A 21,998-nucleotide genomic window follows, 5' to 3' on the forward strand; every position below is an offset into this window, starting at 1 on the left:
GGCGGCCCCCGTTGTGGGGGCCGCCCTCATGCGGGTCAGCGCTTCTTCCTGGCGTTGCCCTGCTGCACCGGGCCCAGGGTCTGCTCCAGCCAGCGCTCGCTTTCGGCCAGCATGGTCATGATCGATTCGCGTGCACGGTAGGCATGCGATTCGTTCGGCAGCATCACCAGGCGGGCAGTGCCGCCCAAGCCCTTCACCGCAGCGAACATGCGCTCGCTCTGCAGCGGGAAGGTGCCCGAATTGTTGTCGTCCACGCCATGGATGAAGAGGATCGGATCCTTGATCCGGTCGGCGTAATTGAACGGCGCCATCTTCTGGTACACGTCCTGCGCCTGCCAGTAGTTGCGCTCTTCGGCCTGGAAACCAAACGGGGTCAGCGTGCGGTTGTAGGCACCGCTGCGGGCGATGCCGGCCTTGAACAGGCGGGTATGCGCAAGCAGGTTGGCGGTCATGAACGCACCGTAGGAATGGCCACCGATGGCGATGTGATCGCGATCGGTCACGCCACGACGCACCACCTCGTCCACTGCGGCCTGCGCATTGGCCACCAGCTGTTCGATGTAGGTGTCGTTGGGTTCCTTGTCGCCTTCACCGATGATCGGCATCGACGGGCTGGCCAGTACCACATAGCCCTTGGCCAGGAACGCCTGCGGGCCCCAGTAGCTGATCGCGTTGAAGCGGTACGGCGAATCGGTCACCTGGCTGGCGGCCGCCGCGCTCTTGAACTCACCCGGGTAGGCCCACATCAGCAGCGGCCGCGGACCATCGCGCTTGGGGTCATAGCCCGGCGGCAGCAGCAGGGTCGCGGTCAGGTCCACGCCGTCCTTGCGCTTGTAGCGGATCTGCTCCTTCTGCACGCCCTTCAACTGCGGCAGCGGATGGGCGAAGTGGGTCAGCGCACGCGGTGGAGCGTTGGTGTCGGCCAGCGACTGCACGTAGAAGTTGGTCGGCTCGTCCGGGCTCTCGCGGCTGATCAGCAGCGAACTGGCCTGCGCATCCAGCAACGTCACCGGCGCGGCATAGGCCGGTGCCTGCGAATGGAACAGGCGGGTCGCCTTGCCGCTGGCCACGTCGAAACGATCGACGAACGGACGGTCGCCCTCCGGCGATGCACCGGCTCCGGCCAGGTACAGGCTGCCACCATCGGCGGTGGTCTGCAGAAGCGAGCGGCCGCGGTCATCGCTGGCCATCAGCGGACGCCCCGGATCGGCATAGCGGTCCTGCGCATCGCGGTCCCACAGCAGCCTGGCATCGGCGCTGGCGTTGTCCGGTGCGATCAGCCAGGTCTTGCTGCGGCGGGTCTTCCACCACGATTCGTTGAGCAGGGCCAGGTCGCCACGGCCCCAGCTGATGCCGGCGTAACGGCTGCCGAGCTGGGCCAGGGTCACCGGCGGCGTGTCGAACGGTGCGGCCTGCATGAACACCGCATCGCGTACCTTGGCCTCCTTGTTCGGGTCACCGCCATCCTGCGCTTCGGCCCACACCAGGGTGGCATCGGCATCGCCGCGCCAGCTGATGTCACGCACGCCGGTCACTTCGGCATCGTTACCGGTCGGCAGGCCTTCCACCAGCGGACGCACCGCCACGGTATGCACCAGCTTGCCGGTGCTGCGGTCGAGCACTTCGATGCGGCGCGGGAAACTGCTTACCGGCACCACGTAGGAGTACGGGCGCTGCACCGGCTGGCTGAGCACGAAGCGGCCATCGGGCGACACCGCAAAGCCCATGAAGATGCCGGCCGCACCGATGGCACGGCTCTGCCCGTCCAGGCTGACCTCCACCGGCTGAGTGGTGGCGTAGTAATCGAACTGGCGCGCGTCGGCCTCGTTCTTCAGCAGATCCTGGTAGGTGCGGATGGACACCACGCCCCCGCCCTGGCTGGTCTGCTGCACGGCCGGGCCGGTCGGAATGCCATCCGCGGCCGGTGCGGCGCCCAGGTTGGCCGGGCGGGTGAACACCAGCAACCCACGGCTGTCCGGCAACCACTGGTAGCCACTGCCAAGGACGGTGTTCAGGCCGGCGAGCAGACGACGGGCGCTGCCGCCGGCCACGTCCACCAGCCACAGTTCATTGGCGCCGGTAGCGGCATCGACCTGGTTGAAGGCCAGCCACTTCTGGTCCGGCGACCACGTCAGGCTGGCAATCGACAACGAGGCCGGCAACCCGCTGATCTGCCGCTCCTTGCCGTCCGCCACGTTCATCAGCCACAGCTTCTGGCCGAAGCTGAAGCGGCTGTCGGAGAAGGTGCGCGGATTGATGCGCAGGCCGGCCAGCTTCAGCTCGGGCTGCGCCACCACCTGGATCGACGGCAGCGACGGCATCTGCATCAGTGCGGCCACGTCGCGGCGTGGCGACAGGTACAGTGACGGTGCCCGCGGCGCGTCGACCACCGCCTGCAGTGCGGCAGAGGGCAGCTCGTAACCGGTCACGCCCTGCGCTTGGGTCTGTGCCGCCTGCGGGGCCGCAGCCCAGGCCTGCGGGACCACCGCCAGCAGGGCCATCGACAGGACCAGGCCAGTCAAGCGCCGGTTGCGGCGTGCGTGCATGCTCATCATTGTTCCACCTGTTCGCTGCGTGAACCCCCGACCTTAACAGGCCATGCACATCCGCCCATCTGCCGATGGTTGGGTCATCGCTGTGTCACAGCGGAGCCGCGATATAATGGGCATCCTCCCCTGCCGAGGGGCGCTGCGACCGGATCCCCTGAGACCGGCCAGGCTCGGCCAGGTGGCTTTGCAACAACGGCGCCCGGCCAGATGCGAGCATCCGCTCGCCCACAACCGGAGCTACTGCATGAATGCTGTTGCCAAGACCTTCTCCACCGAAGGCGATTACAAGATCCGCGACATCACCCTGGCCGACTGGGGCCGCAAGGAACTGGACATCGCCGAGCACGAAATGCCGGGCCTGATGTCGATCCGCCGCAAGTACCAGGCCGAGCTGCCGCTGAAGGGCGTGCGCGTGACCGGCTCGCTGCACATGACCATCCAGACCGCCGTGCTGATCGAGACCCTGAAGGACATCGGCGCCGACGTGCGCTGGGCCTCGTGCAACATCTTCTCGACCCAGGACCACGCCGCTGCGGCGATCGCCGCCACCGGCACCCCCGTGTTCGCCTGGAAGGGCGAGTCGCTGGAAGAGTACTGGGACTGCACCCTGGACGCGCTGACCTTCACCCTGGCCGACGGCACCCTGACCGGCCCGGAACTGGTGGTCGACGACGGCGGTGACGTGACCCTGCTGATCCACAAGGGGTACGAACTGGAAAACGGCAGCACCTGGGTCGACGAAAAGGCCGCCTCGCACGAAGAGCAGGTCATCAAGAACCTGCTCAAGCGCGTGGCCAAGGAGCGCCCGGGTTACTGGGGCCGCGTGGTCAAGGACTGGAAGGGCGTTTCGGAAGAAACCACCACCGGCGTGCACCGCCTGTACCAGCTGGCACAGGCCGGCACCCTGCTGATCCCGGCGATCAACGTCAACGACTCGGTCACCAAGAGCAAGTTCGACAACCTGTACGGCTGCCGCGAGTCGCTGGCCGATGGCCTCAAGCGCGCGATGGACGTCATGCTGGCCGGCAAGGTCGCCGTGGTCTGCGGCTACGGTGACGTGGGCAAGGGTTGCGCCGCCTCGCTGCGTGCCTACGGTGCGCGCGTCGTGGTCACCGAGATCGACCCGATCTGCGCCCTGCAGGCGGCGATGGAAGGCTTCGAGGTCAACACCATCGAATCGACCCTGGGCCGTGCCGATCTGTACGTCACCACCACCGGCAACAAGGACATCATCCGCATCGAGCACCTGAGCGCGATGAAGGACCAGGCCATCGTCTGCAACATCGGCCATTTCGACAACGAGATCCAGGTCGATGCGCTGGTCGCCTTCCCGGGCGTGAAGCACGTCAACATCAAGCCGCAGGTGGACAAGTACATCTTCCCGAACGGCAACGCGATCTTCCTGCTGGCTGAAGGCCGCCTGGTGAACCTGGGCTGCGCCACCGGCCACCCGAGCTTCGTGATGTCCAACTCGTTCGCCAACCAGACCCTGGCCCAGATCGACCTGTGGGCCAACAAGGGCAGCTACGAGAACAAGGTGTACCTGCTGCCGAAGAAGCTGGACGAAGAAGTGGCCCGCCTGCACCTGGAGAAGATCGGCGTGAAGCTGACCACCCTGAGCCAGGAACAGGCCGACTACATCGGCGTGCCGGTGGAAGGCCCGTTCAAGCCGGATCATTACCGCTACTGATGCCGTGCGCGGGGTCGGATCCCTTTCCGCAGGAAAGGGCTCTGACCCCCAGCAACGGATGCACACGGACGGGCGCCTTCGGGCGCCCGTTCTGCATTCCGGCGCCCGCCAGTCCGATCCGCGCGCGCTGTCACAGAGTCCTACGACGTCGCTTGCTACGCTCTGTTCCCCCGACGGCCCCCGCCTCGGGGTGTTGCAATGCCCAGCCCGCCACGCGCGGCCGCCACGGCCCCCCAGTTCCATGGTTCGCCCCATGCCTGCCGCCCGCAGGCCATGCGCCAGGACGCAGACATCAAAGGATAGACATGCAGCGCAGCAGTGAACGTATGACCCGCGCCATCAAGCCCCTCATGACCCTGTGCTGGGTGGCCCTGCTGGCCGCCTGCACCCCGCCGTCCGGCGATGCCCAGGCCACGACGCCTGCAGCAGCCAGCGGACAGGCCAACACCGACGGCAAGGCAGTCAGCGCCGCGGCAGCGGCCGCCGGCAGCAGCACCGCCTGCGCCGATTCGGCATCGCCGGTGCAGACCCTGATCTGCAACGACCCCGCCCTCTTGAAGCAGGAAGGCGAGCTGGCCAAGGCCGAAGCCGCCGCAAGCCAAACCCTCGATGCCGCCGGCAAGGCCAAGCTGCAGGCCGAGCAACAGCGCTGGATCCAGCACACGCGCGATCTGTGCAGCGACGCGCACTGCCTGCAACAGGTAGTTGCCGACCGCCTCAAGGTGCTGTCGGCCACGCGCGACGGCCTGGTCGACCAGGACGCCTGCGAAGTGCCCGACGGCCAGCAGCAGTGCGTGGACATGCTGGTACTGCGCGACCCCAACAGCCAGCTGGCGACCTTCAACACGCTGCTGGGTGAAAACGGCCAGGAAGGCCGCCTGCTGGGCTGCACAGCGGCTACCAATATCGGTGGCGGACACAACGCCCAGCTTGCGGCCAACTGCACCCAGGAAACAGCCAGCGGCAAGCGCAACGTACAGCTGTGCAGCAACCAGATGGTCGGCCAGTTCGCCATCGAACCGGCGCCCGCCGCCTACGGCACCGAGGCCACCCGCCAGCTGCTCGGCTTCACCCAGCAGCACTGCGCCGGCTGACATCCGCTGGGCGGCCCGCACCTTTTCCCTCATTGAAGGACGATGACCATGGCAACGGATTCCACCCTCACCCGCGAGCAGCTGTCCACCCTGTTCCTCAACACCGAGCTGGGCGGCAACACCCGCCATCTGGACCATTTCTCATACGCCAAGGAGGGCACCAGCGCCTACTCGTTCGGCCTGGTGCAGTTCGACGTCGGCGGCAACCCCCAGGCCAGGCGCTTCCTGCGCGACAACGGCTTCACCAACGGTGACATCGAACTGCTGTCCCAGCACGGGGGGCTGAGCACACAGCAGCTGGCCGCGCTCGACGCCAAGCTGCAGGCCATTCCGCAGGCCAACATCGACCAGCTCACCAACGCCAAGCTGGACAGCGCCATCGAGCGCGTCGACGAGGCCATCGCCAAGGTGCGGGCGACCAACCCGGCCGCAGCCGATGCCATCGTGGCAAACCCGGAACTGCAGCTGGCCATGGCCGACTATGACAACCAGTTCGGCAGCATGGGCCCGCAGTTCATCAGCTATCTGGCCGGCAATGCGGAGAAGCTGCAGGGCGGTACCGTCCAGGCCGGCGATCCACCAAGCCGGGCCGACGTACAGACCTTCGTCGATGCAACCAAGTACGGCATCCAGTCACCTGCGGCCGTGACCAGCCGCGATCAACGCTTCGACACGGCCATGACCCAGCTGGGCATTACCCAAACCCATGCACCCTCACACGGCTCGCCCGCCACGCCCGGTGCGCAGGCTGGTAGTGGCGTGCTGGTAAACGGCGCAAAGGGTGATGAGGTGCAGGCCATGCAGCAGAAGCTGGCCGACCTCGGCTACACGGGCAAGGACGGTGCACCGCTGGTGGCCGACGGTCACTTTGGCCCGGGCACGCTGCAGGCAGTCCAGCAATTCCAGCGCGATCACCATCTGACGGTGGACGGCAAAGCCGGCAACGGCACCCTGGGTGCGCTGGACGCGGCAAGCCTGCAGCGCCAGCAGCAGGCCGAACCTGCGGCGCCCGCAGCAGCACCGAGCATGGCCACGCCCGGGCACGCCGACAATCCGCGTTATCAGCAGGTCGTGGAGAAACTGGAAGCGCTTGAACAGCAGCGCAGCCAGGGCGGGCTTTCGCCGCTGTTCCATGACCGCGGCCAGCTGGAGAATGCCGCTGGACAGGTCGCCTACGAGTCCAAGGTCGTCGGCATGTCACAGGTGGACACCGTGGTGGCGCGCCCGGATGGCCAGGGTGTGTTCGCGGTACAGGGCCAGCTGGGTGATCCTGCAGCGCACCGCACCTACATCGACCTTGCGCAGGCGGTCGGCCAGGACCTGCCGTCCAGCACACGCCAGAGCGAAGCGTTGAACGTCGAACAGACACAACGGCAGGCGCAGGAACAGGCACAGGCGCAGCAGCCGCTGTCGCGCTGATCTGCGATGGATCGGGTGGATCCACGCATGGCGTGGATCCATCTACCGAAGGGCATCGTGGAAGTGATGAGCTTCCCGCCCCGGGATGCTGGAAAGCCGGTTCGCATCACCAGCTGATGCAGCAGTAGCCTCGGTCAAGTCAGCAGGGGAAGGCCGCGCTACGATTCCCCCATGACCCCGGCCATCAACCTGCTCAAGCGCGAGAAGATCGCCCATACCGTGCACAGCTACGTGCACGACGCCCATGCCGAATCCTACGGCGGCGAAGCCGTCGAAAAGCTGGGGCTGGACCCGGCACAGGTATTCAAGACACTGCTGGCCAGCACTGAAACCCACGAACTGCTGGTAGCGATCGTGCCGGTGGCCGGCCAGCTCGACCTGAAGGCACTGGCCGAAGCCGCCGGCTGCAAGAAATGCGAGATGGCCGCCGTCGATGCCGCGCAGCGCGCAACCGGCTATCTGGTCGGCGGCATCAGTCCGCTGGGGCAGAAGAAGCGCCTGCGCAGCTTCCTTGATGCCAGCGCGCAGACGCTGCCGCAGTTGCATGTCAGCGCGGGGCGGCGTGGACTGGAAGTGGAGCTGGCACCCGCCGACCTGCTGCGCCTGACCGGCGGCCATTACGCCGCGATCGGCAGGCCCCATTGATGCGCTGGCCATGGTCCGCATCGCCGCCACCGCGGCTGGATGATCCACAGGCCGACGTGCTGCTGCAGGATCTGCTGTCGCGCGATGCCAGCCGTGTCCACACGGCGAGCAGCCAGCTGGCGCGGTTGTTCAGTGCCACTACGCTTGACGCACTGGCGCCACATGCCGAACGCATCGAACACGCCTGCAATGGTGTGCAGCTGGGCGGGGCGCTGGTCAGCAACGATGTGCACCTGAAAGCCGCACTACACCGCCTGCACTATTGGCGCGAACGCAGCGGCTGTTTGTGCGCGCTGTATCCGGACTATCTGTTCTTCAACCCACGCCGGCTGATCGAACAGGGGCATGTGCGGCTGCTGGAACAGGGCGTGGCCGAGGATGGCTGGGGCGACCGGCATCGGGTGGCCTGCACACATTGCAGCCAGCAATGGGACGCCACTGACCGCGAGTACCACTACCCGTGGTGGGAGTGGATCGTTGTGACCGATGATTGAAGCCACGCATGGCGTGGCGCTACTGCGGTAGTGCGCAGATCAATACCCTGCGTGGGCGGCATGGCCGCTACTCCACCAGTTCATAGCGCATCGGCACGCGCGCGATGCTCAACTCGGGCACCGTGCTCTTCGTATCCGTGCGGATGAAACGCCAGCCGCGCAACTCGTCCACCGCCGCCTCATCCAGCAGCGCATGGCCGCTGGACCGCTCGACAACGACAGCGGCAACCGTCCCTTGGCTGCATCGACAGCGCGGTCACCCCCGCATCGCGCAACCCGGAAACGGCCGCCAGTGGCGAACATGCTGTCTCAGCGCCCGGCGTTGCCGCCAGCACCACGGCAGCCGGCAGCATGCCTGCCAGCAGCAGCAGTGGAATAATCCTTGCCCCGATACCCATGCCCCGCCCTCCGTGCGTTTGCCTGCCCGATCATAGGGCAGTAGGGCAGTCGCGCATGGCATGGCGCCACGGGCTCTTGTGCATTCACGGCCGCCAATTGGCATTGCTCTCCCAGAACGCCACCGCACGCTGGTACGCCTCGCGATCCAAGGGCACGCCCGAACCGCCCTCCTCCACACCCAGCGCATTGCGCATCATGGTGATCGGTGCCATCGGCACTTCTTCCGGTTCGGCGGTGTAGATGCAGCCGACGATGCCCCAGTCCGCATCAATCGGCGAGCCCTCCCTGGCCAACTGCTCGGCGCTGTACAGGATCACCACCAGGTAGTTCGCACGCGGCGATTCCACGCCCTCGAACCAGCGCACCAGCACCGGCAGTTCCTCACGGTTGCGTGCTTCGTAGCCACTGCGCAGCTGGTGCCGGTTGGCGTCGGTGATCGGCACCGTCAGGCAGCGCGTGCTGGTCCAGTTCTCGTACACGAACAGTTTGCAGAACGGTGCATAGCCATCGAGCACCTTCAGCGGCGGATGCGCGTTGAGGTGCGCCTCGAACTGCTCGGCGCTGCAGTCCTGGATGGTGTTGCCGCGCGGCACGCGCGGGAACAGGCGGGGGCGGGCGAAATCGGTGAGGACGATGGACATGGCGATGTGATGCGGAAACAGGGGCTCAGGTTAACCGCCGGCGTGCTTGAAGTCTGCTTCACATCTACCGCGCAGACTGCGCCGCACACCCAAGGAGAGACGAGCATGTTCCGATTCCACCCGAGCCACCTGCTGGCGCTGGTCCTGCTGCCGTTGGCCGCTGTTGCGGCCCCGGCTCTCCCAGAGCCGCCGCGCGTGCTGCTGGTGGTCAGCAGCGAGGGCCGCGACCAGGGCAAGAGCCGCCCCGGTTTCGAGATGGACGAGTTCGCCCAAGCCTGGTTGATCCTCAAGCGCAACGGCTTTGCCATCGATGTGGCAAGCCCCCGCGGCGGTGCCGTGGAAGCAGACAAGTACAACCCCGCCGAAGCATTCAATGCCGCGCTGCTTGCCGATCAGCAGGCCGTTGCCAAGCTGGCTGCCACGCTTCCCACAGAACAGCTTCGTGCCACCGATTACCAGGGCGTGCTGGTGATCGGCGGCAAAGGCGCGATGTTCGACCTGCCCGGCGACACCGCCCTGCAGCAGACCATCGCCAGCATCTGGGAACAGGGCGGCGTCGTTGCCGCCGTCTGCCACGGCCCCGCCGCATTGGCGGAGGTACGCCTGGGCAATGGACGCCCGCTTGTGCAGGGCCGGGCGATGACCGGTTTCACCGAGGAAGAGGAAGCCCAGTTCGGCAAACGCTGGGCGAAGGAATTCAGCTTCCAGCTGGAGCCGCGCATGCGCGAACTGGGGGCGCACTGGCAGGAGGCACCGCTGATGATGCCGAAGGTGGTGGTCGATGGCCGGCTGCTGACCGGGCAGAACCCGTTCTCGACCGCGGCCCTCGCCGATGCCTTCGTGCGTGCCAGCGGTCGCACTCCTGCAACGCGCGAGCCCTGGCGTGACGAACGCAGCATGGCCCTTGTCGAGCAGCACCTGCAGCGACGCGATGACAGCGCAGCGCGGCAGCTGGCAGAGCGCAGCAACGATTTCCATGTGGAGCTGATCGGCATGCTGGGGTACGTGCAGCTGCAGGGCGCAGCCGATGGCACTCAGGTCTCCGATGCACTGGCCATCATGCAGCTGGCCCGCCCGCACATGCAGGAACCGCGACTGGACGTGGCCATCGCCGATGCGCACTGGCGCCTTGGCAGGACGGCCCAGGCACGCGAGCAGTTGCTGGCACTGCTGGAAAAGCAGCCGCAGCTGGACGAAGCTAAGGCTCTCCTGGCCCGCATGCAGCCCTGACCATGGAAGCCGAGCGCCTGCGCCTGCTGTTGATCGAAGACAACCTGCCGCTGGCCTCGGCCATCGTCGACCTGCTGCAGGCCCAGGGCCATCAGGTCGACTTCGCCGCCGACGGCCAGATCGGCCTGCGGCTGGCACTGGCAACACCACCGGACGTGCTGCTGCTCGATGTGGGACTGCCAGGCATCGACGGCATCACCTTGTGCCGGCGGTTGCGTGAATGCAGCGACCGTCATGTGCCGGTGTTGATGCTGACCGCACGCGATGCGATCGACGACAAGCTGCAGGGGTTCGCTGCCGGCGTGGACGACTACCTGGTCAAGCCGTTCGACGACGCAGAGCTGCTGGCCCGTTGCCTTGCCCTCGCCCGGCGCCACCGCGTGGGCCAACCGAACCTGCTGCACATCGGTGCATTGAGCATCGACCGGCGCAGTGGCCAGGCCTGGCGCGCGGGCACGGCGCTGGAGCTGCAGCAGGTTCCACAGCGCATCCTGCTGGCGCTGGCCGAAGCCTGGCCGCGCACCGTCACCCGCAGTGAACTGGTGCAGCGCCTGTGGGGAGATGAAGCGCCCCCCTCCGATCCGCTGCGCTCGCATCTGTACCTGCTGCGCCAGGTACTGGACCGGCCATTCGACGGTGAGATGCTGCGCACCGTGCACGGCGTCGGCTTCCGGCTGGAGGCCTCGCCATGAAGCGGCGGCCGATCCAGCGCCTGCGCCGCCGCCTGGTCGTCGCGTTTACCTCCTTCACCCTGCTCATTGCTACGGTGTTCGGGCTGTATTCGCTGGTCTTCATGTACGCCGTGGAAGACAGCGTTTTCAATGCACAGCTGACCCGTGAAGCAAAGGCGCAGCTCGCCGTCCATGCGGCTACGGGTCGGTGGCGCGAGCCAGGCGATGCGGCCATCCGCCTGTATCAGGACACGACCGCGTTTCCAAGCGATCTGCAGACCACATTCACCCAGGAGCCGTGGCGTTCTGAATTCAGCGGCAACCAGGGCCGGCACTACCACGTGCGGCGCATGGATCCGCCACCGCCGTCACGGCCTGCCTGGCTGATCGCCGAGGTCAGCTCTCAACTGGCAGTACGCCCGATCCGCGATGGCGTGGTGGCCCTGCTGGCCGGTACCGCGCTGGTGATGGTGCTGCTGGCGATCCTGCTGGGCGTGTGGCTTGCGCGCCGTGGCACGCGCCCTCTGTACTCGCTCGTGGCGCACGTGGAGGCGTTGCCACTGCTGCCGCAGACAGACACCGCCCTGGCTGCTCACTTCGACGATGACGAGATCGGCGTGCTGGCGCGTGCCGTGGACCGGCTGTCCGCACGGGTGGCCGCCTTTGTTGCCCGCGAACACGCCTTCACCCGCGATGCCAGCCACGAACTGCGCACACCGTTGGCGGTGATTTCCAGCGCTGCTGGCCAGTTGCTGCACGAACCCGGGCTGTCCGAGCGCGGGCAGCAGCACCTGCAGCATATCCGCTTGTCAGCGCTGCAACTGCAGCAAGCGGTGGCGGCACTGCTGGCCCTGGCCCGCGAGGACGAGGCGCCACCCGCCGCGCAGGTGCGTCTGATACCGCTGCTGGAGCGGGTAATCGTTGAACAGGCTCCTCTGCTCGGCGCACGGCCAGTGGAGGTACAGATGACATTGACCGACGATGCGGCGCTCTGCGCGCCGGAGCCGGCGCTGCGCGTGGTGCTGGCCAACCTGATCGGCAATGCCTTCGCCCATACACCGCTGGGACATGTGCGCATCAGCATGGAAGCAGGCGAACTGTCGGTGTACAACAGCACTGGCAGCGACGCATCCCTTGGCCACTGGCCCGATCCACGCCCTTTTGAAAAAGGCCAGGACAGCCTTGGTAGCGGTCTCGGCCTGGAGATCATGCGTCGTCTGTGCGATCACCATGGCCTGCAACTGCGGATCGAACGACACGCCCTTGGCGTGCGGGCGATCCTGCGCGGCCGATCTCACGCAACAATTGTACATCCATCTTGATGGAGCGATATACTGACCCACACCCGTCGCCGCCGCCCGCGCCATGACCGCCATCAGCTTCGAGTTCTATCCGCCCAAGACCGACGAACAGCGCACCCAGCTGGACCGTGCCGCGGCCAAGCTGAAGGCGTATGCCCCCGAGTACGTGTCCTGTACCTTCGGCGCCGGTGGCTCGACCCTCAGCTACACCTCCGAGACCGTGCGCCATCTCAACCAGCATCACGGCTTCGAAGCGGCCCCGCATCTGTCCTGCGTGGGCGGCACCCGCCAGGAGATCCGCGAGCTGCTCAAGCTGTACCGCGCCATCGGCTGCCGGCGGCTGGTCGCACTGCGCGGCGACCTGCCGTCGGGCATGGGCTTCCCCGGCGACATGCGCTACGCCTCCGAACTGATCGCCTTCATCCGCGCCGAACACGGCGATGCCTTCCGCATCGAAGTGGGCGCGTATCCGGAAACGCACCCGCAGGCACAGGACGCACTGCTCGACCTGAAGCACTTCAAGGCCAAGATCGACGCCGGTGCCGATGCGGCCATCACCCAGTACTTCTTCAACCCCGATGCCTACTTCCACTTCGTCGACGAAGTGCAGCGGCTCGGCGTGCAGGTGCCGATCACCCCGGGCATCATGCCGATCTCCAACTTCAGCCAGCTGCGCCGTTTCTCCGAACAGTGCGGTGCGGAAATCCCCCGCTGGATCAGCCGCAAGATGCAGGCCTACGGTGACGACGCCGAATCGGTGCGTGCGTTCGGTGCCGAAGTGGTGGCCAAGCTGTGCCAGCGCCTGGTTGAAGGCGGCGCACCGGGCCTGCACTTCTACACGTTGAACCTGGCCAAGCCGACGGTCTCGGTACTGACGCTGCTGCGCGGCTGAAAAGTACGCTGCGTTGTCGCAATCGGCGCTACGCTGCGTCGATGAAGGTCGCCCTGTCCCTGTTGCTGCTGCTGCTGCCCGGCGTCTGCGCCATCGCGCAGGCGCAGTCCACGCGCTTGAACCGCTGCACCGATCCGCAGGGGCAAAGTGTCTACACCGACCGCCCCTGCGACAGCCTGGGTGCGCAGTCCCGGCGGCCACCGCCGGCGCCTTCCGGCAATACCCTGCAGCGCGACAGCCTCGGCAGCAGCTGCCCACGCCGTTTGAGCGAACTGGTGCAGGCCTTGCACACGGCGGCCGCCGTCGGTGATGTGAACCGGCTCTCTTCGCTGTACCTGTGGGGCGCGGTGTCCGATGCGGGCGCTCAGCGGATTCTTGGCCAGCTGGAATCGGTGGTGCGGCGGCCGCTGGTGGACGTGGTGCCGGTGTATCCGCGGCAGGATCTGGACGAGGGCCAGGACATCGCCGCACAGGATTCGCAGACGGAGCCGCTACCGACTGCGCGGCGACATCCGATCGGGCTCCGGTTGGAGCAGACCTTGCCGGGCAGCGCCACGCGCGCGGCGACCGTGCTTGGGCTGCGGCGGCAATATGGGTGCTTCTGGATTACGTTGTGAGTGGGTCGGGCTGAGCGTCATCCACGCATGGCGTGGATCTACTGGTCCGTGCGTGGCATGGGTCTGCTCATCCACGCATGGCGTGGATCTACTGCCTGCGGTGAGGGGTCGGTTCCCTTTCCAGCGGAAAGGGATCCGACCCCGGATTCGAGCGAGGAGGTCAGAGCCCCTGTATGGCGCTACACCGGCCACAGTCCGCGGATGGCGGCGATGCCCTGCCCGCCGTGACGGCGGGCCTCGATCACGTGCTGCGGTGTCATGCCGCCAAGCGCGTAGATCGGCAGCGAGACCTGCGCGCGCATCGCGGCGAAGGCTTCCCACCCCAACGGCACTGCATCGGGATGGCTCGCAGTAGCCTGCACCGGCCCCAGCACCGCGAAATCGCAGCCGAGCCGCTGTGCCGCCAACAGCTGTTCAAGATCGTGGCAGGAGGCGGCCACCAGTTGCCCGGCCGGCAGCGGCCGTTCATGCAGTGACTGCAGCTGCTCGCTGCCCAGGTGCACGCCGACGCCGAGGGTGCGTGCCAGCTCGATATCGCGGTTGAGCAGCCACTGCACGCCGCGCCGATGCGTGCGCACAGCCTGCTCGATCATGCCCTGCCGCTGCGGATGCTCGGCGGGCAGGCGCAGCTGGATGCGTTGCTGCCCCGAAGCGACCGCCTGCTGCAGCTGGCCGTGCCAACGCTGCAGGCCACCCTCATCCGCCTCTGGTGCGGGGGTGATCAGGTAGCAGTCTGGCTGGCGCAGTACGGCTACCACCGGCAGGTCAGCCGGCGGCATGGAATAGCGGACCAGCTTGTCCGGCGCCACCCAGGTGATGGCCTGGCCCTCGCGTCCGCGCGGGGCGCCCTTCCAGCTGCGCACGTGCCGCACTTCCAGGGTCAGGTCCTTGTCGGGGTAGCGCTGCGGCACGTCCATGATCCAGTCGCCCACCTCGGCCTCGATGCCCAGCTCCTCGTGCAGCTCGCGCACCAACGCCTGTTCGGAGGTCTCGCCGGGCTCGCGCTTGCCGCCCGGGAATTCCCAGAGGCCGGCCATGTCGCGGCTTTCGGTGCGGCGGTTGAGCAGGATGCGGCCGCGGGCGTCGGTGATGACGGCGGCTACGACGTGGATCGATCGTTTCGGGGAAGGCATGGGGGGAGCATGCCGAAAACCGGGGCACCGGCGCAATCGCGGAGCACTTCATTGCCCATAACAGGAAAGCCCCGCTTTCGCGGGGCTCTCCAGGGGTCAGCTCAGCTGGCCGTGGCAGTGCTTGTACTTCTTGCCGCTGCCGCACGGGCACGGATCGTTGCGACCGATCTTCGGCTCGTCACGCTGCAGCTGGGCGGCCTCGACCTGCGCCGCTTCCTCGTCGGCGCTGTAGCCGCCTGCGTCCTGGTGCTGGAACTGCGACTGCTTCAGGCGGGCTTCCACCTGCTGGCGCTCGGCCGCTTCCAGGGCCTGCACTTCCTCGTCGCTGCGGATGCGCACGCGGGCCAGCAGGGTCACCACTTCGCGCTTGACGTTCTCCAGCATGTCCGAGAACAGCTCGAAGGCTTCTTTCTTGTATTCCTGCTTCGGCTGCTTCTGCGCATAACCGCGCAGGTAGATGCCCTGGCGCAGGTAATCCATGCGCGCCAGGTGCTCCTTCCAGCTCTGGTCGAGCACGGTCAGCATCACGTGCTTCTCCAGTGCGCGCATGGTCTCTTCGCCCACACCCGCTTCCTTCTCGGCGAAGTGCTGGTTGATGCGTTCCTGCACCTTGGCGGTGATGCCTTCGGCGTCCAGTTCCTCGTGCGACTTGACCAGATCGGTCAGCGACATGTCCACGCCGAAGTCCGACTGCAGGGTGGCTTCCAGGCCACGCAGGTCCCACTGCTCGTCCACCGAGTTCGGCGGCACGAAGCGGGCGACGATGTCGAAGATCACGTCGTCGCGGATGCCATCGACGTTGTCCTTCACCGACTCGGCGTCAAGCAGTTCGTCGCGCTGGGCGTAGATCACCTTGCGCTGGTCGTTGTTGACGTCGTCGAAATCCAGCAGGTTCTTGCGGATGTCGAAGTTGTGGGCCTCGACCTTGCGCTGCGCCTTTTCAATCTGGCGGCTGACCAGGCGGTCCTCGATGACGTCGTCTTCCTTCATGCCCATCATGCGCATGGCCTTCTGCACCCAATCGGAGGCGAAGATGCGCATCAGGTTGTCTTCCAGCGACAGGTAGAAACGGGACGAACCCGGGTCACCCTGGCGGCCCGAACGGCCACGCAGCTGGTTGTCGATACGACGTGATTCGTGGCGCTCGGTGCCAACGATGTGCAGGCCGCCCGCGGCCTTGACCGCGTCATGGCGCTTCTGCCATTCGGCCTTGATCGCGGCCTTCTGTTCGTCGGTCGCGTCTTCGCCCAACTCGTGGATTTCCGCTTCCAGCGAACCACCCAGCACGATGTCCGTACCACGACCGGCCATGTTGGTGGCAATGGTCACGGCGGCCGGACGACCGGCGTTGGCGACGATGGTCGCTTCGCGGTCGTGCTGCTTGGCGTTGAGCACTTCGTGCTTCACACCCGCCTTGCGCAGGTGCTCGGACAACATTTCCGAGGTTTCGATCGAGGTGGTACCCACCAGCACCGGCTGGCCACGCTTGGCGCACTCTTCGATGTCGGCCAGCACCGCATTGAACTTGCCCTTGCGGTTGAGGAACACCTGGTCCGGGCTGTCCTTGCGGATGGTCGGACGGTTGGTCGGGATCACCACCACTTCCAGGCCGTAGATGCTCTGGAATTCGAACGCTTCGGTATCGGCCGTACCGGTCATGCCGGACAGCTTCTTGTACATGCGGAACAGGTTCTGGAAGGTGATGCTGGCCAGCGTCTGGTTCTCGCGCTGGACCGGCACGCCTTCCTTCGCTTCCACCGCCTGGTGCAGGCCATCGGACCAGCGGCGGCCGGCCAGGGTACGGCCGGTGAATTCGTCGACGATGACCACTTCGCCATCGCGCACGATGTAGTCCACATCGCGCTGGTAGATGGCGTGCGCGCGCAGGGCGGCGTTGAGGTGGTGGACCACGGTCAGGTTCTGCGCCGCGTACAGGCCTTCGGTCTCGGCATCGAGGATGCCCGCTTCCACCAGCAGCTGTTCGGCGTGCTCCATGCCCGCTTCGGACAGGTGCACCTGCTTGCCCTTCTCATCGACCCAGAAGTCACCCTCACCGTCTTCCGCTTCCTGCTTGACCAGGTTCGGCACGATGCGGTTGACGCGGATGTACAGCTCCGGGGAATCGTCGGCCGGGCCGGAGATGATCAGCGGGGTACGTGCTTCGTCGATCAGGATGGAGTCGACTTCATCGACGATGGCGTAGTGCAGGCCGCGCTGGTAGCGGTCGGCCTTGGACAGCGCCATGTTGTCGCGCAGGTAATCGAAACCGAATTCGTTGTTGGTGCCGTAAGTGATGTCCGAACCATAGGCTTCACGCTTGTCGCTGTGCGGCATGCCCGGGTAGACCACGCCCACGCTCAGGCCCAGCCAGTTGTACAGCTTGCCCATCTGCGCGGCGTCGCGCCGGGCCAGGTAGTCGTTCACGGTGACCACGTGCACGCCCTTGCCTTCCAGCGCGTTGAGGTACACCGGCAGGGTCGCCACCAGGGTCTTGCCTTCACCGGTGCGCATTTCTGCGATCTTGCCCAGGTGAAGCACCATGCCGCCAATCAACTGCACGTCGTAGTGGCGCATGCCCAGCACGCGGCGACCGGCCTCGCGGCAGACCGCGAAGGCTTCCGGCAGCACCTTGTCCAGGGCTTCACCACCGGCGATGCGCTGCTTGAATTCCGGCGTCTTGGCCTGCAGCTGCTCGTCGGAAAGCTTCTCGATCTCCGGCTCCAGCGCATTGATCTTGGCGACGATGCGGTTGAGCTGGCGCAGCTGTCGTTCATTACGACTGCCAAATACGCGGGTAAGCAGGCTGTTGATCATTGAAGGAACCGGGTTGGATGGGAATGCCGCACGGCTCCGGGAGGATCCGTCCGCCGCAAACGAAACAGGGCGCCTGGCGCCCTGTCGATGGCAACACCCATTGTAGCTTGGGATGGGCGGCAGGGGTTTCAACCCTTTGCGGTCGTCTAGGCGGCCGGGACCGGGGTCCTGGCGGCCGCGCTTCGCGCTCGCGGGGCATCGCCCCGCGCTACCGCCGGGATCCGACGGCGTCCCGATAGCGCCGGGCCATGCCCGGCGTTGCAATCAACCGCGGGTGATGCGCCCGACCGGCGTGTTGCCGCCATCGCCGAGGAACTTGCGCGGGTTGACCACGTTGCCGTTCTCCCACACCTCGAAGTGCACGTGGGCGCCGGTCGAACGGCCGGTGGAACCGGCCTTGGCCACTTCCTGGCCGGCGCGGACGAGGTCGCCGACCTTCACCACCAGGCGCGAATTGTGCGCGTAGCGGGTGACGTAGCCATTGCCGTGATCGACGTCGACCACGTTGCCGTAGCCGCCCTTGACCCCGGAGAAGCTGACCACGCCATCGGCCACGGCCATCACCGGGTCACCGACGCGGGCGTGGAAGTCCATGCCCTTGTGGGTGGCGGCACCGCGACCGAACGGGTCAGCGCGGGTACCGAAGCCGGAAGTGACATAGCTGTTGCGGATCGGCATGCGCGAGGGCACGGCGTTCTGCTGCAGTTGATGGTCGAACATCAGCGATTCCATCACCGACAACTGGCGGCCTGAAGCAGCGAAGCGCTGCTCCAGCACCTGTAAGTCGGCGTTGACGTCCTTCACCGGGATGTCGGCGGTCGGGCCGCCGGCATCGCCGTCACCGAGGCCGGGGGTCTCGTTGAAGTCGAATTCGCCGTCTTCCAGCTTGCCCATCTGGGTCAGCCGCTCGCCCAGGGCGTTCAGGCGGGTGGCCTGTGCCTGCAGCTCGCCGAGGCGGGCGGCCAGCGCGTTGACCTGGGTCTGCGCATCGCGCTGGACCTTGGCCAGCTCGGCCTCCTGGCGGTCGACCTTGGCCTGCAGGCGCGAATCATTGAGCGCACTGGCGCCAATGCCGCCGGCAAGGCCGATAATGCAACCTGCGCCGAGCACGCTGCCCAGCAGGGCTCGGGGGCGGTCCTCGAAGTAGAACCGCAAACGCGTGAGCGCCGATTTGGCCTGTCCTTCACGCGTTTTGATTACGATCTTTTTGAATGCCATCAGTGAGTTTTCATGTCTGAGCCGAAATCCAGCGTTCGTCCCGCATCCAGACCGAAACCGGCCCTGGATGTAGTGATGGCGGACAAAAGCGGGAACCCGCTGCGGCGTGCCCTATGGCTCGACGCGCTGGACCGTCAGTTGCGCCCCCAGTTGCCGCCACCTCTGCGCAGCCGTTGCCGGCTGGCCAATGTGGACGGGGAACACCTCGTTTTTCTCGTCGAATCCCCGGTCTGGCATGCCAAGTTGCGGCTTGCCGAAGCCCAGTTGCTCGACGCGGCCCGGTCCATCGGGCTGAAGGCCACCAAGGTGACCGTCAAGACTGCGTCTCCCACTCCCACGCGCTCCCCAGCGCTCGACAACCGGAATGGACCCCACGCAGTTTCAGCCGCCACGCACAAAGGGCTACGCGACGCCTTGGCAGCTCTGCAGGACCTTCCTTCGAAACCGAAGCGGGAAACCTGAAAGCAGCGGAGCGTCCTGCTCCACTCCCCGTCGCGCGTGTCACCGCAGCGTGAAACATTTCGGGGGCCGGGTCGCATCCTAGCTGGCCCCGGTGGGGCAGTCGTTAGATTGTTGTTAAAACAACGTTAAATTCAGGCTTCCGATCCGACAGGTTCACAAAACCGTGACCTCGGCCCGGCCGTCGCGTCACCCACTGCGCCAGCGCCTCAAGAAACGTCGAAAACGCAAACGCCGCCCTGGAAGGCGGCGCTTTTTCATTAAAATTCAACAACTTGCGCAATCAGGCATAGGCCGGCGTGGCGTACACCACCGGGTCCGGCACCGCCGGCGAGTCGTAGGTGACCCACTCCCAGGCAGTGGCATCGGCCATCAGCGCCCGCACCAGCTTGTTGTTGAGCGCGTGGCCCGACTTGAAGCCCTCGTAGGCGCCCAGCACCTGGCCGCCGGCCAGATAGAGGTCGCCGATCGCATCGAGGATCTTGTGGCGCACGAATTCGTCGGCGTAGCGCAGGCCGTCTTCGTTGAGCACGCGGAACTCATCGAGCACGATGGCGTTGTCCATCGAACCGCCCAGGCCGAGGTTGCGCTCGCGCATGTATTCCAGGTCGCGCATGAAGCCGAAGGTGCGCGCGCGGGAAATTTCCTTGGTGTAGGCCATCGTCGAGAACTCGATTTCCTGGCGCGACTGCTTGGCCGGGATCATCGGGTGGTCGAACTGGATGGTGAAGCCCAGCTTGTACCCCTCATACGGGGTGAAGCGGGCCACCTTGTCGCCCTCGGTCACTTCCACGGTCTTCAGCACGCGGATGAAGCGCTTGGGCGCATCCTGTTCCACGATGCCTGCCGACTGCAGCAGGAACACGAACGGGCCGGACGAACCGTCCATGATCGGCAGCTCGGCCGAGGACAGTTCGACGATGATGTTGTCCACACCCAGGCCGGCCAGGGCCGACATCAGGTGTTCGACGGTCTGGATCTTGGCGTCGTTGCAGGTCAGGCCGGTGCACAGGGTCACTTCGGTGACCAGCTCGGCCTTGGCAGGCACTTCCACTACCGGGTCCAGGTCCACGCGCCGGAACACGATGCCATGGTTGACCGGCGCCGGACGCAGGGTCATGTAGACCTTGTCGCCGCTGTGCAGGCCTACGCCGGTGGCGCGGATCGTGTTCTTGAGGGTGCGTTGCTGGATCATGGGGGACGACCGGAAGTGACACAGTAGATTAACACGCAGGGTCCCCTACCCCGACTGAAACGCAGGTAGAAGCCGCCGGCAGCACACACCGGCGCGCCGGTGGGACGCGCGTGAAGCAGGGCGGCCGGGCCCATCCTGGCCCGGCGCCCGCGTTTTCAGGACATGGTGGCGCAACCCGGGGGGGACAAGCCCCGGGCAGCGTCGATCAGTCCGCCTGGCGGCGCAGGAACGCCGGGATGTCCAGGTAATCGTTCGGCAGTTCCGCCGCAGCCGGGGCCGAAGAGGCCGGAGCCGACGGGGTGGAAGCCGCCACGCTGTCGCTGCTGGCCCGACGCAGGCCCAGGCCCATGCCGCCGACAGCCTTGGACACCGCATCGCCGCCGTTGTCGAACTCGCCGAACTCCGGCTGGCCGGTGGTGGCGTTGCGGACCAGCTTGATCGGTGCGCGCTCGCCCGGACGCTGGGTCTTGCTGGCCGAGACGCGGTTCAGACCCGTGGCGACCACGGTCACGCGCACTTCGTCCTGCATGTCCGGATCGAGCACGGTACCCACCACCACGGTCGCGTCTTCCGAAGCGAAGCCGTCGATGGTGCGGCCGATCTCGTCGAACTCGGCCATGGTGAAGTCGGCACCGGCGGTGATGTTGACCAGGATGCCGTTGGCACCGGCCAGGTTCACATCGTCCAGCAGCGGGTTCTGGATGGCCGACTCGGCCGCGGCCTGCGCGCGGTCATCGCCGCGGGCGGTACCGGTACCCATCATCGCCAGGCCCATTTCGGACATGACGGTGCGCACGTCGGCGAAGTCGACGTTGATCAGGCCCGGACGCACGATCAGGTCGGCGATGCCCTGCACGGCGCCCTGCAGCACGTCGTTGGCGGCACGGAAGGCCTGGATCATGGTCGCGTTGCGACCCAGCACGGTGATCAGCTTCTCGTTGGGAATGGTGATCAGCGAGTCGCAGTGCTGGCTCAGTTCCTCGATGCCCTTCAGCGCGACCTGCATGCGGCGACGGCCTTCGAACGGGAACGGCTTGGTGACCACGGCCACGGTCAGGATGCCCATTTCCTTGGCCAGCTGTGCCACCACCGGCGCCGCGCCGGTACCGGTGCCACCGCCCATGCCAGCGGTGATAAAGACCATGTCCGCGCCCTGCAGCGCGTCCATGATGCGCTCACGGTCTTCCAGCGCAGCCTGGCGGCCGACTTCCGGGTTCGCGCCTGCGCCCAGGCCCTTGGTGACATTGGTACCCAGCTGCAGCTGCAGCTTGGCACCACAATTCTTGATGGCCTGCGAGTCGGTGTTGGCGGTGATGAATTCCACGCCATCCACCGCCGAGTTGACCATGTGCGCCACGGCATTGCCGCCGCCGCCGCCCACGCCAACCACCTTGATCACCGCATTGGGTGCCATCTTTTCGATCAGTTCAAAATGCGCCATGTCCGTGTCCTCGTTGTATCCGCTTTCGATTGCATGGGCCTTCGGGCGTCCTGCCTTCGTGCTGCATGCCGTCGTTGCGGCTGTGTGGGTTATGTG

At 66.3% G+C, this 21,998-nt stretch carries 19 protein-coding genes and 1 riboswitch; of the genes, 11 read left to right on the top strand and 8 right to left on the bottom strand.

Annotated elements, in window-relative coordinates; all coding sequences use genetic code 11:
* Positions 1-35: 35 nt before the first annotated feature.
* On the bottom strand, positions 36-2,552 hold the full coding sequence (locus tag WKB25_RS11155; RefSeq protein ID WP_340570647.1) for a prolyl oligopeptidase family serine peptidase: 2,517 nt from the start codon (positions 2,550-2,552) through the stop codon (positions 36-38).
* A gap of 122 nt (positions 2,553-2,674) precedes the next feature.
* Positions 2,675-2,757: riboswitch (S-adenosyl-L-homocysteine riboswitch) on the top strand.
* A 36-nt stretch (positions 2,758-2,793) separates the two neighbouring features.
* Here WKB25_RS11155 and ahcY point away from each other — a divergent pair.
* The 5 genes from ahcY (at position 2,794) to WKB25_RS11180 (ending at position 7,891) form a co-directional block, all read left to right on the top strand.
* On the top strand, positions 2,794-4,239 hold the full coding sequence (gene ahcY / locus WKB25_RS11160; RefSeq protein ID WP_099820281.1) for an adenosylhomocysteinase: 1,446 nt from the start codon (positions 2,794-2,796) through the stop codon (positions 4,237-4,239).
* Positions 4,240-4,565: 326 nt separating this feature from the next.
* Positions 4,566-5,333: a lysozyme inhibitor LprI family protein gene (locus tag WKB25_RS11165; protein WP_340570650.1), complete on the top strand. Its 768-nt coding sequence runs from the start codon at positions 4,566-4,568 to the stop codon at positions 5,331-5,333.
* A 48-nt stretch (positions 5,334-5,381) separates the two neighbouring features.
* Complete coding sequence (locus tag WKB25_RS11170; protein ID WP_340570652.1) at positions 5,382-6,752, top strand: peptidoglycan-binding domain-containing protein; 1,371 nt, start codon at positions 5,382-5,384, stop codon at positions 6,750-6,752.
* A gap of 171 nt (positions 6,753-6,923) precedes the next feature.
* Positions 6,924-7,397 carry a Cys-tRNA(Pro) deacylase gene (gene ybaK, locus WKB25_RS11175; protein ID WP_340570653.1) on the top strand — a complete coding sequence of 158 codons (474 nt, stop codon included), beginning with the start codon at positions 6,924-6,926 and terminating at the stop codon, positions 7,395-7,397.
* Entirely contained in the window at positions 7,397-7,891 is a 495-nt protein-coding gene (locus tag WKB25_RS11180; protein WP_340570654.1) for a hypothetical protein, read from the top strand. The genes ybaK and WKB25_RS11180 overlap by 1 nt, the downstream gene beginning before the upstream one ends.
* A 67-nt stretch (positions 7,892-7,958) precedes the next feature.
* Here WKB25_RS11180 and WKB25_RS11185 read toward each other — a convergent pair whose 3' ends face one another.
* A complete protein-coding gene (locus tag WKB25_RS11185) occupies positions 7,959-8,081 on the bottom strand; it encodes a hypothetical protein (RefSeq protein WP_340570718.1) in 123 nt (40 codons plus the stop codon).
* Positions 8,082-8,373: 292 nt separating this feature from the next.
* Positions 8,374-8,931 carry a DUF3228 family protein gene (locus WKB25_RS11190; RefSeq protein WP_340570656.1) on the bottom strand — a complete coding sequence of 186 codons (558 nt, stop codon included), beginning with the start codon at positions 8,929-8,931 and terminating at the stop codon, positions 8,374-8,376.
* A 105-nt stretch (positions 8,932-9,036) separates the two neighbouring features.
* Here WKB25_RS11190 and WKB25_RS11195 point away from each other — a divergent pair, with 105 nt between their 5' ends.
* The 5 genes from WKB25_RS11195 to WKB25_RS11215 are packed head-to-tail and all read left to right on the top strand — an operon-like array spanning position 9,037 to position 13,642.
* Positions 9,037-10,161 (top strand): type 1 glutamine amidotransferase domain-containing protein, encoded by a 1,125-nt coding sequence (locus WKB25_RS11195; RefSeq protein ID WP_340570657.1) that lies wholly within the window; start codon positions 9,037-9,039, stop codon positions 10,159-10,161.
* Between the two features lie 2 nt (positions 10,162-10,163).
* Complete coding sequence (locus WKB25_RS11200) at positions 10,164-10,853, top strand: response regulator transcription factor (protein WP_340570658.1); 690 nt, start codon at positions 10,164-10,166, stop codon at positions 10,851-10,853.
* The gene (locus WKB25_RS11205; protein WP_340570659.1) at positions 10,850-12,154 is read left to right on the top strand and encodes a HAMP domain-containing sensor histidine kinase; all 1,305 of its coding nucleotides are present in this window, start codon (positions 10,850-10,852) and stop codon (positions 12,152-12,154) included. Before WKB25_RS11200 ends, WKB25_RS11205 begins: the two co-directional genes overlap by 4 nt.
* Positions 12,155-12,197: 43 nt before the next feature.
* Positions 12,198-13,025: a methylenetetrahydrofolate reductase [NAD(P)H] gene (gene metF / locus WKB25_RS11210; protein WP_340570661.1), complete on the top strand. Its 828-nt coding sequence runs from the start codon at positions 12,198-12,200 to the stop codon at positions 13,023-13,025.
* A gap of 41 nt (positions 13,026-13,066) precedes the next feature.
* The gene (locus tag WKB25_RS11215; protein ID WP_340570663.1) at positions 13,067-13,642 is read left to right on the top strand and encodes a DUF4124 domain-containing protein; all 576 of its coding nucleotides are present in this window, start codon (positions 13,067-13,069) and stop codon (positions 13,640-13,642) included.
* A 179-nt stretch (positions 13,643-13,821) separates the two neighbouring features.
* On the opposite strand, the gene WKB25_RS11220 is transcribed toward WKB25_RS11215, so the two are convergent.
* The 3 genes from WKB25_RS11220 to WKB25_RS11230 form a co-directional block, all read right to left on the bottom strand.
* Positions 13,822-14,775, bottom strand: a complete 954-nt coding sequence (locus tag WKB25_RS11220) for a Nudix family hydrolase (RefSeq protein WP_340570664.1) — start codon at positions 14,773-14,775, stop codon at positions 13,822-13,824.
* 96 nt (positions 14,776-14,871) lie between these two features.
* A complete protein-coding gene (gene secA, locus WKB25_RS11225; RefSeq protein WP_340570666.1) occupies positions 14,872-17,589 on the bottom strand; it encodes a preprotein translocase subunit SecA in 2,718 nt (905 codons plus the stop codon).
* Between the two features lie 264 nt (positions 17,590-17,853).
* Positions 17,854-18,807: a M23 family metallopeptidase gene (locus tag WKB25_RS11230; RefSeq protein ID WP_099820294.1), complete on the bottom strand. Its 954-nt coding sequence runs from the start codon at positions 18,805-18,807 to the stop codon at positions 17,854-17,856.
* Positions 18,808-18,819: 12 nt separating this feature from the next.
* On the opposite strand from WKB25_RS11230, the gene WKB25_RS11235 reads away from it, so the two are divergent.
* On the top strand, positions 18,820-19,269 hold the full coding sequence (locus WKB25_RS11235; RefSeq protein WP_162292002.1) for a DUF721 domain-containing protein: 450 nt from the start codon (positions 18,820-18,822) through the stop codon (positions 19,267-19,269).
* A gap of 280 nt (positions 19,270-19,549) precedes the next feature.
* Here WKB25_RS11235 and lpxC read toward each other — a convergent pair whose 3' ends face one another.
* Together lpxC and ftsZ are read right to left on the bottom strand one after the other, a co-directional pair.
* Positions 19,550-20,461: a UDP-3-O-acyl-N-acetylglucosamine deacetylase gene (gene lpxC / locus WKB25_RS11240; RefSeq protein WP_089238783.1), complete on the bottom strand. Its 912-nt coding sequence runs from the start codon at positions 20,459-20,461 to the stop codon at positions 19,550-19,552.
* Positions 20,462-20,666: 205 nt separating this feature from the next.
* The gene (gene ftsZ, locus WKB25_RS11245; protein ID WP_025876577.1) at positions 20,667-21,902 is read right to left on the bottom strand and encodes a cell division protein FtsZ; all 1,236 of its coding nucleotides are present in this window, start codon (positions 21,900-21,902) and stop codon (positions 20,667-20,669) included.
* Positions 21,903-21,998: the final 96 nt, after the last annotated feature.

This window comes from Stenotrophomonas sp. G106K1, assembly GCF_037969685.1.
Taxonomy (GTDB): Bacteria; Pseudomonadota; Gammaproteobacteria; order Xanthomonadales; family Xanthomonadaceae; genus Stenotrophomonas; species Stenotrophomonas lactitubi.

Excerpts from the sequence above, each read along its gene's own strand:
- lpxC (WP_089238783.1), bottom strand. The coding sequence starts at position 20,461 with ATGATCCAGCAACGCACCCTCAAGAACACGATCCGCGCCACCGGCGTA.
- WKB25_RS11190 (WP_340570656.1), bottom strand. The coding sequence starts at position 8,931 with ATGTCCATCGTCCTCACCGATTTCGCCCGCCCCCGCCTGTTCCCGCGC.
- metF (WP_340570661.1), top strand. The coding sequence starts at position 12,198 with ATGACCGCCATCAGCTTCGAGTTCTATCCGCCCAAGACCGACGAACAG.
- secA (WP_340570666.1), bottom strand. The coding sequence starts at position 17,589 with ATGATCAACAGCCTGCTTACCCGCGTATTTGGCAGTCGTAATGAACGA.
- WKB25_RS11220 (WP_340570664.1), bottom strand. The coding sequence starts at position 14,775 with ATGCCTTCCCCGAAACGATCGATCCACGTCGTAGCCGCCGTCATCACC.
- WKB25_RS11180 (WP_340570654.1), top strand. The coding sequence starts at position 7,397 with ATGCGCTGGCCATGGTCCGCATCGCCGCCACCGCGGCTGGATGATCCA.
- WKB25_RS11155 (WP_340570647.1), bottom strand. The coding sequence starts at position 2,552 with ATGAGCATGCACGCACGCCGCAACCGGCGCTTGACTGGCCTGGTCCTG.
- WKB25_RS11215 (WP_340570663.1), top strand. The coding sequence starts at position 13,067 with ATGAAGGTCGCCCTGTCCCTGTTGCTGCTGCTGCTGCCCGGCGTCTGC.
- WKB25_RS11205 (WP_340570659.1), top strand. The coding sequence starts at position 10,850 with ATGAAGCGGCGGCCGATCCAGCGCCTGCGCCGCCGCCTGGTCGTCGCG.
- WKB25_RS11200 (WP_340570658.1), top strand. The coding sequence starts at position 10,164 with ATGGAAGCCGAGCGCCTGCGCCTGCTGTTGATCGAAGACAACCTGCCG.
- WKB25_RS11165 (WP_340570650.1), top strand. The coding sequence starts at position 4,566 with ATGACCCGCGCCATCAAGCCCCTCATGACCCTGTGCTGGGTGGCCCTG.
- ftsZ (WP_025876577.1), bottom strand. The coding sequence starts at position 21,902 with ATGGCGCATTTTGAACTGATCGAAAAGATGGCACCCAATGCGGTGATC.
- ahcY (WP_099820281.1), top strand. The coding sequence starts at position 2,794 with ATGAATGCTGTTGCCAAGACCTTCTCCACCGAAGGCGATTACAAGATC.
- ybaK (WP_340570653.1), top strand. The coding sequence starts at position 6,924 with ATGACCCCGGCCATCAACCTGCTCAAGCGCGAGAAGATCGCCCATACC.
- WKB25_RS11170 (WP_340570652.1), top strand. The coding sequence starts at position 5,382 with ATGGCAACGGATTCCACCCTCACCCGCGAGCAGCTGTCCACCCTGTTC.
- WKB25_RS11230 (WP_099820294.1), bottom strand. The coding sequence starts at position 18,807 with ATGGCATTCAAAAAGATCGTAATCAAAACGCGTGAAGGACAGGCCAAA.
- WKB25_RS11195 (WP_340570657.1), top strand. The coding sequence starts at position 9,037 with ATGTTCCGATTCCACCCGAGCCACCTGCTGGCGCTGGTCCTGCTGCCG.
- WKB25_RS11235 (WP_162292002.1), top strand. The coding sequence starts at position 18,820 with ATGTCTGAGCCGAAATCCAGCGTTCGTCCCGCATCCAGACCGAAACCG.